The following is a 15,517-nucleotide window of genomic DNA, read 5'->3' as shown; positions in this document are numbered from 1 at the left end:
TGCGGAGCCGGCGTCACACAGCCAGCGTCGGGGCAGGTCAGGCGGCGAGGGCGGCTACTATTTAGGTGATGGTCATGCCGCTTTTCGACACCGCTTCCACCATGGATGCCTCATCGGCAGTTCCCCTCGGTGTGAGCGTTCCGCGCGCGGATTCCGGCAGTCCCCGGCAAAGTCCCGGCGGACGGGTGAACGTGGCCTGCTACGCCCCGGCGGTCTCCAGCCTCGAGATTGCCTACCGCGCCCCCGGCGGAAGGTGGCGCGTCCAGGTGCTGCCCAACGTCACCGGCGGCGTTCACCACGGCATCGTCGAAGGCCTGCCCTACGGTTCACGGTATGGCTTCCGGCCCACAGCAGCGGCGCAGGCCCTGCCCCTTGCCGTGCCCGCCAAGGAAGAAGCAGACGACGACGACGGCGGACAGCCGCTGCTGCTCGACCCCTACGGCCGCGCGGTTGACCAGTGCGACGGTTTCCTGGCCAGCGTACGGATGGCGGGCGACTTCGACTGGGCGGGCGATGAACGCCTGCGCCTGAGGTGGCGCGACACCATCATTTACGAAGCGCACGTGCGCGGGCAGACCATGCTCCACCCAGACGTGCCGGCCGAGCTTCGCGGCACCTACGCAGGCTTCGCCCACCCTGCCGTGATTGAGCACCTCAAAGGCCTGGGCGTCACGGCGGTGCAGCTGCTCCCGGTGCACTTCCACATCGATGAACCCCACCTGCAGGACCTGGGCCTGACCAACTACTGGGGCTACAACACCGCAGCGTTCTTCGCCCCGCACCCGGCTTACGCCACCCGTGCTGCACAGGAGTCCGGCCCGCAGGCGGTACAGGACGAATTCAAGGGCATGGTCAAGGCACTTCACGCCGCCGGGCTGGAAGTCATTCTGGACGTTGTCTACAACCACACTGCCGAAGGCGGCCCGGACGGCCAGACCGTGAGTTTCCGCGGGCTGGGGGAGGCCGCCTACTACCGGACCGACGGGCACGGCAAGTACGTGGATACCACGGGCTGCGGCAACAGCCTCAATTTCGCCGAGCCCAAGGTCGTCCAGCTTGTCCTGGACTCGCTCCGGTACTGGGTGGATGAGTTCCATATCGACGGCTTCCGCTTCGACCTGGCAGTCACCCTCTGCCGCAACGGCAACAATGAGTTCGATCCCCGTCACCGGTTCCTGGTCGACGTCGCGGCGGACCCCGTGCTCTCGGACGTGAAACTGATCGCTGAGCCGTGGGACATTGGCTACGGCGGGTGGCAGACCGGGCAGTTCCCGCCTGGCTGGGCGGACTGGAACGACCATTTCCGCGATTCGCTCCGTTCCTTTTGGCTCGCGGACCGGATGGCCATCGAGAACGGCGGCCAGGGCGGATCGGTGGCCAAGCTTGCAGATTCATTGGCCGGTTCCGCCGCCCTCTTCCAGGCCTCCGGACGCTCCCGGCTGGCCTCCATCAACTACATCACCGCGCATGACGGCTTCACTCTGAACGACCTCGTCTCCTTCGACCGGAAGCACAACGAGGCGAACGGCGAGCAGAACCGCGACGGCCACGGCGACAACCGCAGCTACAACCACGGCGTGGAAGGGCCCACCGAGGAAGGCGACATCCTGGCCCGTCGCGCCCAGTCGCGCCGGAATTTGATGGCGTCACTGCTGATTTCCCTCGGCGTGCCCATGATCACCGCCGGCGACGAACTGGCAAGGACGCAGCAGGGGAACAACAACGCATACTGCCAGGACAACACCATCACCTGGGTGGACTGGAGCCGGACCCCGGAATCCCACGAGATGCTGCGCAGCACCAAGCGCTACATCCGGCTCCGCAAGGAATTCCTGGCGGCCCAGCCCCACGATTTTCCGGTACGGGACGAGCAGTCCTACCTCTATTGGTTCGACCAGGACGGCGACCCCATGTCCCTCGAGCGCTGGAACGATCCGCGGAACCGCGTGGTCCAGCTCCTCCTCGGATCGGACAACGGTGCACTGGCGGGCCTGATAGTCGTCAACGGGAGCACCTCGGATGTCCAGATCACTTTGCCCCGGGTCACCGGCCCAGGCACGGCCCCGCGCACCTTTGAACTGCGGCTGACCACCTCGCCGCTGCACGAACTGCGGCAGGGCGGCGTAGCCGTGTCCGGGGAGACCGACCTCGCCGAAGCCAACTCCATCAGCATCTACCGCACCTAGGGACTTCCAGTTTGCGCAACCGTTCCCTCCTGCCACTGCTGCTCAGCGCGCTGGCGGTCCTGGCCCTGCTGGCCTTTGGCGGGTCAGGCCTGCTGGGCCAGTTGACGGACACCACGACGCCGGCACCTCCTTCCACCGCCGCGGCGGCACCGGGCGGCACCGCACCGTCCGGGCCGGCGCCGGCAGTCCCGGCACCGGCGGCGGACAACCCTTCCGGGCTTCCCGCTATCCGGGAGTCGGAACTGCCGGCGGAGGGGCGCAGGGTCCTGGCGCTCATCCGGGCGGGCGGGCCGTACCAGTACAGCCAGGATGACAGGACGTTCGGCAACTTCGAACGCCTCCTGCCGCGGCGGGACCGCGGATACTACCGCGAATACACGGTCCCCACGCCGGGCGAGTCGGACCGGGGAGCCCGCCGCATCGTTGCCGGTGGCGGCGGGGAGAAGTACTACACCGAAGACCATTACGAATCGTTCAAATTCATAGCGGAAGGCAGCTAGGCACACCCATGAAGATCTACTCCGGCGATACCTGGACACTCGAGGAACTGCAGGAGCAGGTGGCTGACGCCGGACGCCGAAGCCTGGTGGTTCCTCCTGCCGAGGGCAAACGCGCGGTGCTTGAGACGTTCGGCGAGGTCCTCAGCTTCCCCGAGCACTACGGCGTGAACCTCGACGCCCTGAACGATTCACTGCACGACTTTGCCGACGCCATTATGGACAACGGCAACCCGCCGGTCACCCTGCTGTGGCAGGTTGCCGCGCAGTTCCGGAGCGATCGGTCTTTCGGGGTCATTTGCGAAATACTCCAGGACGCCGAGAGCTACGCCGGGAAGGACCTGGCTGTCACCGCCGTCCTGCTCTAGCAGGACCTACTGCCCGGGGCGTTCCTCGTGCGACAGGTAGGTGTCCAGCAGCCCGGCCGCACGGCCGCCGTCGTCCTCTGCCGCAAGTCCTTTCCGCATGCTCTCCGCCTTTTCCTTGCCCGCCGGGAACGGAGGCAGGAGCGGGATCTCGGGATCGGTCAGCACCTCGATCACCACAGGCCGGTCCGCGGCGAACGCCTGCTCCCATGCGTCGCCCAAAAGCTCCGGATCCTCCACTCGGATGCCCGTCAGGCCCAGCAGTTCGGCGTAGCCGGCGAACGGGAAGTCGGGCAGTTCCTGGCTGGCTGCGAACCGCGGCTCGCCTTCGGACTCCCGCTGTTCCCAGGTGACTTCCGTCAGTTCCCGGTTGTTGAAGACGCACACCACAAACCGCGGGTCCCGCCACTGCCGCCAGCGGTGCGCCACCGTGGCAAGTTCAGCTACACCCGCCATCTGCATGGCGCCGTCGCCGGCCAGCGCCACCAGGGGCCGGTCGGGGTGCGCAAGCTTGGCGGCCAGCCCGTACGGGAGCGAACAGCCCATGCTTGCCAGCGTCCCGGAAAGATGGGCGGGCACACCCGGCGGCAGGACCAGCTGCCGGGCATACCAGTAGACGCAGCTTCCGACGTCGACACTCACCTGGGCGTTCCCGGGGAGCCTGCCGTTGAGCTCCCGGACCACGCGCTCCGGATTGACCGGGGAGGCAGGCACGGCGGCGCGGTCGGCCGCGAGGATGCGCCAGCGGCTGACTTCGTGCTCCACGTCAGCGCGCCACTCCCGGCGGGTACGGTGCTCCAGCTTGCTGTCCAGCGCGGCGAGGGCGGACGCGGCGTCACCGGCCAGGCCCACCTCCACCGGGTAGCGGTTCCCGATCTTCTTTTCGTCAATGTCGATCTGCACGGCACGGGCCGCGCCGGGTGGCGGATAGAACTCGGTCCACGGATCATTGGATCCCACGATCAGGAGGGCGTCGCAGTTGCCCAGCAAATGCGCGCTGGCGGTAGTGCCGAGGTGGCCCATGGTCCCGACGGCGAAGGGCAGCGTCTCGTCCACGTACGGTTTGCCCAGCAGGCTGGTGGCGATGCCGGCGCCCAGCTTTTCCGCGACCGCCACCACCTCCCTGGCTGCGTGCCGGGCCCCCTGGCCCACCAGCAGGGCCACCCTCTCGGAGGAGTTCAGGAGGGCAGCGGCAGCATCCACGTCCTGTTCCCGCGGCGTCTTTGCAGCCGAACTCCAGGACGGCGCCGTGACGACGATGCCATGCTGCTGTTCCAGCTCCGGCGCGGGCGCCGACTGGATATCGTGCGGGACAATGACGACGCACGGTGACGAGGTGGCCTTGGCGGTACGGAACGCCCTGTCCAGGACCATGGGAACCTGCTCCGGCGCGCTCACCAGCTGGACGAACTGGGACGCCACGTCCTTGAACAGGTTGCTGAGGTCAATCTCCTGCATGTATGCAGAACCGAGCACCGTCCGGCTTTGTTGCCCCACGATCGCCACCACTGGAACACTGTCCAGCTTGGCGTCGTAGAGTCCGTTGAGGAGGTGGACGGCGCCCGGGCCCTGGGTGGAGGTGACCACTCCCACGCCGCCGGTGTACTTGGCGTGGCCCACGGCCATGAAGGCTGCGGTCTCCTCGTGCCGGGCCTGGACGAACTCGACCCTTCCGCCGGCACGCCGGAGCGCACCCATAAAGCCGTTGATCCCGTCACCGCTGTAGCCGAAAACCCGCTCCACGCCCCAGGCGCCGAGCCTGTCCACGATTACGTCGGACACTGTACGTTCGGTCATGGAGTCCCCTGTGCGTCGGTGCTGCTGCCTGCCTGCCTGCCTGCCTGCCACAAGCCTTACCCGGCGGACCGGGGTGTTATGCGTTGACGATCAGTCCCAGCTCAGCCTTGGAAGCCAGTGCTTCGTGCCGCGGCAGTACCCGGACGGTGTAACCGAACGGACCCGAGCGGTCGATCACCAGGGAGCCGCTGAACAGGTGGCGGCCGTTGCCGAGGTCCTCCTTCACCTGGAGCTCCATCAGGGTGATGTCCGCCAGGGTGTCGTTCTCCTCCGCCCGGCCGTACGCCACCTCGACGAAAACGTCATCCGTTGTGAGGCTGTTCAGGGCCACGTACGCGTTGACCTGCAGAATGTCGCCGATCTGCGGGTCCTCGGAAACGCCCACGGAATCGACGTGCTCCACGTGCACCTGCGGCCAGGCCGCGCGCACCTTGGCGCTCCAGGATGCGAGTGAGCGGGCCTGCGAGTACGAGTTGGCCACGGCGCTCCGGCCGGCCTCAGCGGCCGGGCGGTACAGGATGTTGACGTAGTCGCGGAGCATCCGCTCGGCCGAGACGGCAGGGCCCAGGTGGGACAGGGTGTGCTTGATCATGGACACCCAGTGCGTGGGCACCTTTTCGGCTTCCGACGTCGACGGCCCGGCCGCGCCTGCCGACTCCGAGACCGTGCTGCCGTAGAAGCGCGGCGCCACCTGGGTTTCAAGCAGTTCGTACAGGGCGGCCGCCTCGATATCGTCCCGTTCCTCCGGGGAGGCTCCGTTGTTGGCCGTGGGAATCGCCCAGCCGTTCTCGCCGTCGTACATTTCATCCCACCAGCCGTCCAGCACGGACAAGTTCAGCGAGCCGTTAAGAGCTGCCTTCATGCCAGACGTGCCGCACGCCTCCAGGGGGCGCAGCGGGTTGTTCAGCCAGACGTCGCAGCCCGGGAACAGGGTGCGGGCCATGGCGATGTCGTAGTTCGGCAGGAACGCGATCCGGTGCCGCACCTCGGGGTCGTCGGTGAACCGGACCAGGTCCTGGATCATCTTCTTGCCGGCGTCGTCCGCCGGGTGGGATTTGCCGGCGATGACCAGCTGGATGGGGTGGTCCTTGTGCAGGAGCAGTGCCTTCAGCCGCTCGGGCTCCCGCAGCATCAGGGTCAGGCGCTTGTAGGTGGGGACGCGCCGGGCGAAGCCGATGGTCAGCACGTCCGGGTCCAGGACGTTGTCCGTCCAGCCCAGCTCGGCGTCGGCGGCGCCCCGCTTCTTCCACGCGGCCCGCAGCCGGCGGCGGACGTCGTCCACCAGCGCCGACCGCATCTCCCGGCGCAGCGCCCAGACGTCGGCGTCGCTGACGTTGTACGCAAGGTCCCAGCGCCCGTTGGCTTCGGCTTCGCTGCCGAACTGGTCGCGGGCCAGCTTCGCGATCCGGCTGTCCACCCAGGTGGGCACGTGCACGCCGTTGGTCACAGAGGTGATGGGCACCTCGGAGTGGTCGAAGCCCGGCCACAGCGCGGAGAACATGCCGCGGGACACCTCGCCGTGCAGCTTGGCCACGCCGTTGGCGCGCTGGGCCAGCCGCAGGCCCATGACGGCCATGTTGAACACCGCGGGGTTGCCGTCCGCGTAGTTCTCACGGCCTAGTTCCAGGATCCGGTCCAGCGGCACGGCCGGAGCCAGGCCCGCCTGGAAGAAGTGGCTGATCTGGGAGATTTCGAAGCGGTCGATGCCCGCCGGCACAGGGGTGTGCGTGGTGAAGACCGTGGAGGCGCGCCCCGCAGTCAGGGCCTCATCGAAGGTCAGGGCCTGCTCGCCGGACATGAGTTCCTGGATCCGCTCGATGCCCAGGAAGCCGGCGTGGCCCTCATTGGTGTGGAACACCTCGGGCCCGGGCGCGCCGGTGAGTTGCTGGTAGGCGCGCAGGGCTTTGACCCCGCCCATGCCCAGCAGCAGTTCCTGCTGCAGCCGGTGGTCGCCGCCGCCGCCGTAAAGCCGGTCCGTGATGCTGCGGGCAGCGTCATCGTTGCCGGGTACGTTGGAGTCCAGGAGCAGCAGGGGAACGCGTCCGACGTCGGCCCGCCAGATGTGTGCCAGCAGCCGCCGGCCGTTGGGCAGCGGGAGGGTGATCTGCAGCGGCTTGCCGTTGCCGTCCGAAGAGGGCTCGCGGAGCAGGGTGAGCGGCAGGCCGTCCGGGTCCAGGACGGGGTAGGTTTCCTGCTGCCAGGCGTCCCGGGACAGCGACTGCTTGAAGTAGCCGGCCTGGTAAAGCAGGCCCACGCCAATCAGGGGAACCCCCAGGTCCGAGGCTGCCTTCAGGTGGTCGCCGGCCAGGATGCCCAGGCCGCCGGAGTACTGCGGAAGGACCTCGGTGATACCGAATTCGGGGGAGAAGTAGGCAATGGAAACCGGCGCCTCGGGGCCCAGGCCCTGGTACCAGCGGGGCTCTTCCAGGTAGCGGTCGAGGTCTTCCTCGGCGGCGCGCACCCGCTCCACAACGGACTGGTTGGCGGCGAGCTGCTGGAGTTCCTCGCGGCTCACCATACCGAGGAAGCTGACGGGGTCCTGCTCGCTCTCTTCCCAGATGCGCGGATTCAGCCCGGCAAAAAGCTCCCTGGTGGGCCGGTGCCAGGACCAGCGCAGGTTACTTGCCAGCCGTGCCAGTGGCCGGATGGGTTCGGGGAGGACTGTACGGACCGTAAACCTGCGGATTGCCTTCACCTGCGTCACACTAACGGACAACATCGGCAGCCGGAACTAGCTTTAGGTTTCTTTTGCGTAAATGACAGGGGCCTGCGGGACATGACACGCGCTGCAACGAAATTAGTGCGCAGGCTTAGCAATATTCGGCATTTGTCGCTAACGTCGAGCCTGTGACGACTAACTCAGGAACCAGTGCCGCAACAGATGTAATGCCAAAGGGAGCCATCACCGAGGGACTGCGGTTCGGACGTTTTCCGATCACTGCCGTGCAGCCCGTCGTCGAGGGTGGAAAGTTCCCGGCCAAAGCCCTGCCGGGCGAAGGAATCGTGGTGGGTGCCACCTGTTTCCGGGAAGGCCACGACCAGCTCGGCGTCAGCGCCGTGCTCCTGGATCCGTCCGGCGCCGAGCGCCAGCGCGTCCGGCTCGCACCGCCGCGGGGGGAACGCGGCATGGGAACCGACCGCTGGGAAGGCATCCTCACGCCGTCGGAAACCGGAAACTGGTCCTTCGTCATCGAAGCGTGGCACGACCGCTACGGCACCTGGCACCACAACGCCGAAGTAAAGATCGACGCCGGCATCGACGTTGAGCTGATGCTCGCCGAAGGTGCGGCCCTGCTGTCCGAAGCCGCCGGCGACGAGTCGCGCAGCGGGGCGGACCGGGACACCCTGCGGTGGGCAGCCGACACCCTCGCCAACCAGTCACTGAGCACCGAGGAACGGCTGGCGGCAGGCTTCGGCCCCGCAGTTTCGGACGTCGTGGCCCGCCAGCCCATCCGCGAACTGGTCACCGTCTCGGAGAAGTTCCCCCTGAACGTTGAACGCGACCGCGCCGGGCGCGGTGCCTGGTACGAGTTCTTTCCCCGGTCCGAAGGAGCCGTGAAGGACCACTCCACGGGTACTTGGACCTCCGGAAACTTCCGCACCGCCGCCAGGAGGCTCGATGCCGTGGCGGCCATGGGTTTCGATGTCCTGTACATGCCGCCCATCCACCCCATCGGCATGAAGCACCGCAAGGGCCCCAACAACACCCTGGTGGCAGGCCCGAACGATCCCGGGTCACCCTGGGCCATCGGTGCAGCTGAAGGCGGCCATGATGCCATTCATCCCGACCTCGGAACCTTCGAGGACTTTGACGCCTTCGTCGCCCGGGCCAATGAACTGGGCCTGGAAGTTGCACTGGACCTGGCGCTGCAGGCAGCCCCGGACCACCCGTGGGTGACAGAACATCCGGAATGGTTCACAACCCGTGTTGACGGCAGTATTGCCTACGCCGAAAATCCGCCAAAGAAGTACCAGGATATTTATCCCCTCAATTTCGATAATGACCCCGAGGGCCTTTCGAATGAGATCCTGCGGATTGTCCTGCTCTGGGTCAGCCACGGGGTGAAGATTTTCCGCGTGGATAACCCCCACACCAAGCCGGTGTGGTTCTGGGAATGGCTCATTGCCGAAGTCCATAAAGAAGTTCCGGGAGTGGTGTTCCTCGCCGAGGCGTTCACCCGGCCCGCCATGATGCACGCACTGGGCCGTGCCGGTTTCCAGCAGTCCTACACCTACTTCACGTGGCGCAATACCAAGAAGGAGATCGAGGACTACTTCCAGGAGGTCAGCCACGAGTCGCCGGCCTTCTTCCGCCCCAACTTCTTCGTCAACACCCCTGACATCCTCACCCCCTACCTCCAGTTCGGCGGCCCGGCCGCGTTCCGGATCAGGGCCGTGCTGGCCGCGACCGGCAGCCCCTTGTGGGGTGTCTACGCGGGCTACGAGCTGTACGAGCACGTGGCCCGGCCGGGTGCCGAGGAGTACATCGACAATGAGAAGTTCGAGTACAAGGCACGCGACTGGGATGCCGCTGCCGAGTCCGGGCGCACCCTGGCCCCGTTCATCACCCGGCTTAACCACCTGCGGCGCGACCACCCGGCACTGCAGGACCTGCAGAATCTGACGGTCCACCAGAGCACGGACGACGCCACGGTGGTCTACTCCAAGCACAAAACCCTTCCGGACGGCTCCAAGGACACGCTCATCGTGGTGGTTAACGTGGATCCGCACGTGACCAGGGAATGCACGGTGACGCTGGACCTGGCGGCGCTGGAACTCGATCCGCAGGACCTGACTGTCAACGGGGGCTTCCACGTGGACGACCTGATCTCAGGGGAAAGCTGGGAATGGGGCGAATACAACTACGTCCGCCTGGACCCGCATGTTGAGCCCGCACACATCCTGAGCGTCAGGAGAATGCATCAGTGACTTTCAATCCGCAAAGTTCGGGCCAGCACTTCACTCCCAAGAGCACGTTTGAACTCAACGCCCCGGGCCTCCAGCATGATCCGCTGTGGTACCGGAAGGCCGTGTTCTACGAAGTACTGGTCAGGGCTTTCGCGGATGCCAACGGCGATGGGTCCGGAGACTTCTCCGGCCTCATCGACCGGCTGGACTACCTGCAGTGGCTGGGGGTGGACTGCCTGTGGCTGCCGCCCTTCTTCCAGTCGCCGCTGCGGGACGGAGGCTACGACATCTCCGACTACAACTCGGTACTGGACGAGTTCGGCACCATCAGCGACTTCAAGCGGCTGGTGGCCGAAGCCCACGCGCGCGGCGTGCGGGTCATCATCGATTTGCCCCTGAACCACACCTCGGACCAGCACCCCTGGTTCCAGGAATCCCGTAAGGACCCGGACGGGCCGTTCGGCGACTTCTATGTGTGGAGCGACACCGACGAGAAGTACCAGGACGCGCGCATCATCTTCGTGGACACCGAGGAATCGAACTGGACGTTCGACCCCATCCGCCGGCAGTTCTTCTGGCACCGCTTCTTCAGCCACCAGCCGGATTTGAACTTCGAAAACCCCAGGGTCATCGAGGCGCTCTTCGACGTCGTGCGGTTCTGGCTGGACCAGGGCATTGACGGATTCCGCGCGGACGCCATTCCCTACCTCTACGAGGAAGAGGGCACCAACTGCGAAAACCTCCCTGCCACGCACGAGTTCCTGCGGAAACTGCGGGCTATGGTGGATGAAAGCTACCCCGGCCGCGTGATCATCGCCGAGGCCAACCAGCCGCCGAACGAGGTGGTGGAATACTTCGGAACCGAGGAAGAGCCGGAATGCCACATGGCGTTCCATTTCCCCATCATGCCCCGGCTTTACTACGCGCTGCGGGACCAGAAGGCCGCACCCATCATCGACACCATGAAGGACACCCCGGCCATTCCCGAGGGCGCACAGTGGGGAACGTTCCTGCGCAACCACGACGAACTGACCCTGGAAATGGTCACGGCCGACGAACGTGCCGCCATGCTGGGCTGGTACGCGCCGGACCCGCGCATGCGGGCCAACATCGGCATCCGGCGGCGGTTAGCCCCGCTGCTGGACAACTCCCGCGCGGAAATCGAATTGATCAACGCCTTGCTCCTGTCCCTGCCGGGCAGTCCGTTCCTCTACTACGGTGACGAGATCGGCATGGGCGACAACATCTGGCTTGAGGACCGGGACGCGGTCCGTACGCCGATGCAGTGGAACCCGGACCGGAACGCGGGCTTTTCCAGCGCGGACCCGGGCAAGCTCTACCTGCCGCCCATCCAGTCGCTGGTCTACAACTACAGCATGGCGAACGTGGAGGCCGAGGCCGCGCATTCGGGGTCCCTGCTGCGCTGGACCCGGCAGATCCTGAGCGTCCGCAAGAACCATGCCGCCTTCGGCCTCGGCGGTTTCAAGCACGTGGAAGCCGACCACGACGCCGTCCTTGCCTACCTGCGCGAACTGCCGGACGGCAATACGGCCGGCGTGGACGGGGAAACCGTCCTGTGCGCCTTCAACCTTTCACAGCACCCGGTGGCAGCCCGGTTGCGGGTGCCGGCATACGCCGGCCGGGGGCTGCGCGATGTCTTCGGGGGACAGGTGTTTCCCGGAATCAATGACGACGGCACGTTGACGCTGACCCTGGGCAGCCATGACTTCTTTTGGCTCCGTGTCCGGTCTCCTTCATCCAACCCGTCGTCGCCGTACACCCAGGCCATGCCCATCCTGTCGATAGAGAACTGAGATGAACCAGCCGATCCTTACCCCCGCCCTGACCGCGCTCCTGCAGGAATGGCTTCCCAGGCAGCGCTGGTTCCCTGTCAAGACGCCCGAGTTCGAGATGAGCCAGGCAGGCAGCCTGGGCCTTGAAGACCCTGTAAAGCACGCCGCCCTGTCCGTGTTCCTGCTGAACGTCACCACGCGGACTGCCGACGGCGGCCGGCGGACTGCCGTGGTGCAGGTCCCGTTGAGCTTCAGGCCGGCACCCGCGGCGGGAATGGAGCGCGCCCTCGTGGGCGAAGCCGCAGGCACGGATCCGTCCCGGCCCTGGGTCTACGACGCTGTCCATGACCCCGACTTCGTTGGCGCCTGGCTGGAACTGATCCGCCGGGAAGCGAAAGCATCCACCGGAACCGCCGCAGGCTTCAAAGTCCCCGGAAGCTACCGGCTCCCCACCGCGCGGGGCGTTGTGAAGGTTTTGTCCGGAGAGCAGTCCAACAGTTCCGTCATTGTTGACGACGGCGAATCGGCCGCGATCATCAAGTTCTTCCGGGTGTTGTCCGAAGGGACGAATCCGGAAGTCGAGGTGGGTGCGGCCCTCACGTCCGGCGGCACCTCGGAGGTGCCGGCCACTTTGGGCTGGGTCCGCGGCGAATGGCTGGCGCAGGGCGGAACGGATTCAAGCGGCAAGGGCACCCGCCAGGTCCAGGGGGAGCTGGCCGTGGCGCATGAGTTCCTGGCCGGCGGGCGGGATGCCTGGCGCCTTGCCGTGGATGCAGCGCGGTCCGGCACGGACTTCACCGCGGAGGCCAAGGCCCTTGGCGCCGCCACCGCAACTGTCCACCGGCGGCTGGCAGAAGCCCTGGGGCAATCGGCTGAAAGCGAACCGGGCAAGGTGATCGGGCCGGGAGTAGCCCAGCGTGTCCGGCAGGCGTGGGCGGAAGCCGGTCCCGCCGTCGGACCTTATGACGACGCGCTGGATGCGCTGCTTGCCGGCCTTGACGGCGCACCGGCCGGACCGCTGCAGCGGATCCACGGCGACCTCCACCTGGGCCAGATCCTCCAGGTTCCCGGACACAATGGGGGGACCGGCCGCTGGGCCATCCTCGACTTCGAGGGCGAACCCATGCGTCCCATCGCAGAACGCAACGTCCCGGATGTTCCCCTGCGCGACGTCGTCGGAATGCTCCGGTCCTTTGACTACGCTGCCGGCGCCGCCCAGCGTGAGCAGGAGGGCGCCCAGGTGCCGGAATCCTGGGTAGATGATTGCGCGGAGGCGTTCCTGGCCGGGTATGCGGGCATCACGCCCGGAACCGTGGACCGGAACTCGCCCCTGTTTGTGGCATTGTGGCTGGACAAGGCACTGTACGAAGTAGTTTATGAAATGCGTAACAGGCCCGACTGGTTGGCGATCCCGGTGAACGCCTCCAGGCGGCTCCTGAGCGGTAACAGCGCCGGCCACCAGGCCGGGGCAGCATCGGAAGGTAACGAAATGACAGGCTCAGCACGAACTGACCGGCCAGGGGTACCGCTGCACGTGGATGCCGGCACCCTGGGCAAGATCGCGAACGGTGAACATCACGCCCCGCACTCCGTTCTTGGCGCGCACCTGGACGACTACGGCCACGTCACCATCCGTACCGTCAAGCACCTCGCGGAATCGGTCACCGTCATCACCGCCGCGGGCGAAGTGCCGATGGAGCACGAGGCTCACGGTGTCTGGGTGGCGGTCATGGAGCCGCTCGACCGCGGGCATGTCCCGGATTACCGCCTGTCGGTCACCTACCCGGGCGCCGAGCCCGTGACCGTCGACGAACCGTACCGCTACCTGCCCACCGTGGGTGAAGTGGACCTGCACCTGATCGGTGAGGGCCGGCACGAAAAACTGTGGCAGGTACTCGGCGCGCACGTGCAGCATTACAAGTCGTCGCTGGGGGATGTGGACGGCGTCTCGTTCGCGGTCTGGGCCCCCAACGCGCAGGCCGTCCGCGTCAAGGGCGACTTCAACGGCTGGGACGGCCGCGAGAATTCCCTGCGATCGCTGGGTTCTTCCGGGGTGTGGGAAATTTTCATCCCCGGTGTCTCAGCGGGTGCATGCTACAAGTTCGAAATCAGGACCCGCGATGGCTACTGGGTGGAGAAAGCCGATCCCCTCGCCTTCGGCACCGAGGTTCCGCCGCTGACCGCGTCCAAAGTCGTCGAGCCGACCTACGCGTTCAAGGATGACGAGTGGATGGAAGTTCGCGCCCAGCGGGACCCGCACAACTCAGCGATGAGCGTATACGAGGTACACCTTGGTTCGTGGCGCCTGGGACTGGGCTACCGCGAACTGGCCAAGGAACTGGTGGAGTACGTCAAGTGGCTGGGCTTTACCCACGTGGAGTTCATGCCCGTGGCGGAGCACCCGTTCGGCGGGTCCTGGGGCTACCAGGTCACGTCCTACTTTGCGCCAACCTCCCGCTTTGGCCATCCCGATGAATTCCGGTACCTGGTGGACACACTGCACCAGGCCGGCATCGGCGTCCTGCTGGACTGGGTCCCCGCGCATTTCCCCAAGGACTCCTGGGCCCTGGCCCGGTTCGACGGCGAGGCCCTCTACGAACATGCCGATCCCAACCTTGGCGAGCACCCCGACTGGGGCACGCTGATCTTCGACTTCGGCCGGACGGAAGTACGCAACTTCCTGGTGGCCAACGCCCTCTATTGGCTCGACGAGTTCCACATCGACGGCCTGCGCGTGGATGCCGTTGCCTCCATGCTCTACCTCGACTATTCGCGCCAGGACGGGCAGTGGCAGCCCAACCGCTTCGGCGGAAGGGAAAACCTGGAGGCCATCTCATTCCTCCAGGAAGTCAACGCCACCGTGTACAAGACGCATCCGGGTACGGTCATGATCGCCGAGGAATCCACCGCATTCCCCGGTGTCACCGCGCCGACCAGCCACGGCGGCCTGGGCTTCGGCCTCAAGTGGAACATGGGGTGGATGCACGACTCCCTTAAGTACGCTTCCGAGGATCCGTTCAACCGCAAGTGGCACCACGGCACGATCACGTTTTCCATGGTGTACGCCTTCACGGAAAACTTCCTCCTGCCCATCAGCCATGACGAGGTTGTCCACGGCAAGGGATCGATGCTGCGCAAGATGCCGGGTGACCGGTGGCAGCAACTCGCCAACCTGCGCGCGTTCCTTGCGTACCAGTGGGCGCATCCCGGCAAGCAGCTGATTTTCATGGGTACGGAATTCGGCCAGGAGGCTGAGTGGTCCGAGCAGCACGGACTGGACTGGTGGCTTGCGGATATCCCCGCGCACAAGGGCCTGCAGCTGCTGACCAAGGACCTGAACGAGTTGTACAAGTCCACTCCGGCCTTCTACACCCGCGACAATGAACCCGGCGGATTCCAGTGGATCAACGGCGGGGATGCGGACCGCAACGTGCTGTCCTTCATCCGGCGCGACACGGACGGCAACCCGGTGGTCTGCGCCATCAACTTCTCCGGCGGACCCCACGTTGGCTACACCCTGGGTGTCCCGGTTGCGGGGGAGTGGACCGAGGTGCTGAACACGGACAACACCACGTACGGCGGATCGGGTGTGTTGAACGACGGTTCCCTGAAGGCCGTCGACGAAGGCCAGGACGGACAGCCCGCTACCTTGACTGTCACGCTGCCTCCGCTGGGTGCGGCGTACTTCAAGCCCGCGGCCGGTGCCGGCCCGGATGCCCTGCCGGGAACGGCTGCGACCTCCTGATCGAACCGCTGTCCTGGGAAGGCCCGGAATCACCTGTGATTCCGGGCCTTCCCGCGTCCTCCTTGTGTGGCGGAGGAGCTGGTTCCGGGACCGGGTTGGCCTTCCGGGGGAAGTGGTGGTAGAGTTTATTTCCGCGCTGATCCACTGAGTCAGGCGGAAACCGACCAAACAAAGCTTCAAGCTGATGAGGTCGCGGACGCCGTTTTGACAAGGTTGATGTCAGCGA

The 15,517-nt window shown here is 66.1% G+C and carries 8 protein-coding genes; 6 read left to right on the top strand and 2 right to left on the bottom strand.

Going from position 1 to position 15,517, the window contains the following annotated elements; genetic code table 11:
• Positions 1-68: 68 nt before the first annotated feature.
• From glgX to FDW83_RS16935, 3 genes are read left to right on the top strand one after another with little or no spacing between them, the layout of a single operon-like run.
• Positions 69-2,186 (top strand): glycogen debranching protein GlgX, encoded by a 2,118-nt coding sequence (gene glgX, locus FDW83_RS16945; RefSeq protein ID WP_138139261.1) that lies wholly within the window; start codon positions 69-71, stop codon positions 2,184-2,186.
• Between the two features lie 11 nt (positions 2,187-2,197).
• Positions 2,198-2,686, top strand: coding sequence for a ribonuclease domain-containing protein (locus FDW83_RS16940; RefSeq protein ID WP_138139260.1), 489 nt, complete (start codon positions 2,198-2,200; stop codon positions 2,684-2,686).
• An 8-nt stretch (positions 2,687-2,694) separates the two neighbouring features.
• Positions 2,695-3,051 (top strand): barstar family protein, encoded by a 357-nt coding sequence (locus tag FDW83_RS16935; RefSeq protein ID WP_138139259.1) that lies wholly within the window; start codon positions 2,695-2,697, stop codon positions 3,049-3,051.
• Positions 3,052-3,057: 6 nt separating this feature from the next.
• On the opposite strand, the gene FDW83_RS16930 is transcribed toward FDW83_RS16935, so the two are convergent.
• Together FDW83_RS16930 and glgP are read right to left on the bottom strand one after the other, a co-directional pair.
• Complete coding sequence (locus tag FDW83_RS16930) at positions 3,058-4,845, bottom strand: thiamine pyrophosphate-requiring protein (protein WP_138139258.1); 1,788 nt, start codon at positions 4,843-4,845, stop codon at positions 3,058-3,060.
• 76 nt (positions 4,846-4,921) lie between these two features.
• Entirely contained in the window at positions 4,922-7,540 is a 2,619-nt protein-coding gene (gene glgP / locus FDW83_RS16925; protein WP_205754693.1) for an alpha-glucan family phosphorylase, read from the bottom strand.
• 191 nt (positions 7,541-7,731) lie between these two features.
• Here glgP and FDW83_RS16920 point away from each other — a divergent pair, with 191 nt between their 5' ends.
• The 3 genes from FDW83_RS16920 to FDW83_RS16910 are packed head-to-tail and all read left to right on the top strand — an operon-like array spanning position 7,732 to position 15,291.
• A complete protein-coding gene (locus tag FDW83_RS16920) occupies positions 7,732-9,774 on the top strand; it encodes an alpha-1,4-glucan--maltose-1-phosphate maltosyltransferase (RefSeq protein WP_138139306.1) in 2,043 nt (680 codons plus the stop codon).
• Positions 9,771-11,567 (top strand): maltose alpha-D-glucosyltransferase, encoded by a 1,797-nt coding sequence (treS, locus tag FDW83_RS16915; RefSeq protein ID WP_138139256.1) that lies wholly within the window; start codon positions 9,771-9,773, stop codon positions 11,565-11,567. Before FDW83_RS16920 ends, treS begins: the two co-directional genes overlap by 4 nt.
• A gap of 1 nt (position 11,568) precedes the next feature.
• Positions 11,569-15,291 (top strand): 1,4-alpha-glucan branching enzyme, encoded by a 3,723-nt coding sequence (locus tag FDW83_RS16910; protein ID WP_138139255.1) that lies wholly within the window; start codon positions 11,569-11,571, stop codon positions 15,289-15,291.
• Positions 15,292-15,517: the final 226 nt, after the last annotated feature.

The organism is Pseudarthrobacter sp. NamE2, from assembly GCF_005796205.1.
In the GTDB taxonomy this organism is placed as follows: Bacteria; Actinomycetota; Actinomycetes; order Actinomycetales; family Micrococcaceae; genus Arthrobacter.
Note: the sequence above shows the minus strand (reverse complement) of the source record. Positions and strands in the feature narration are given on the sequence as shown.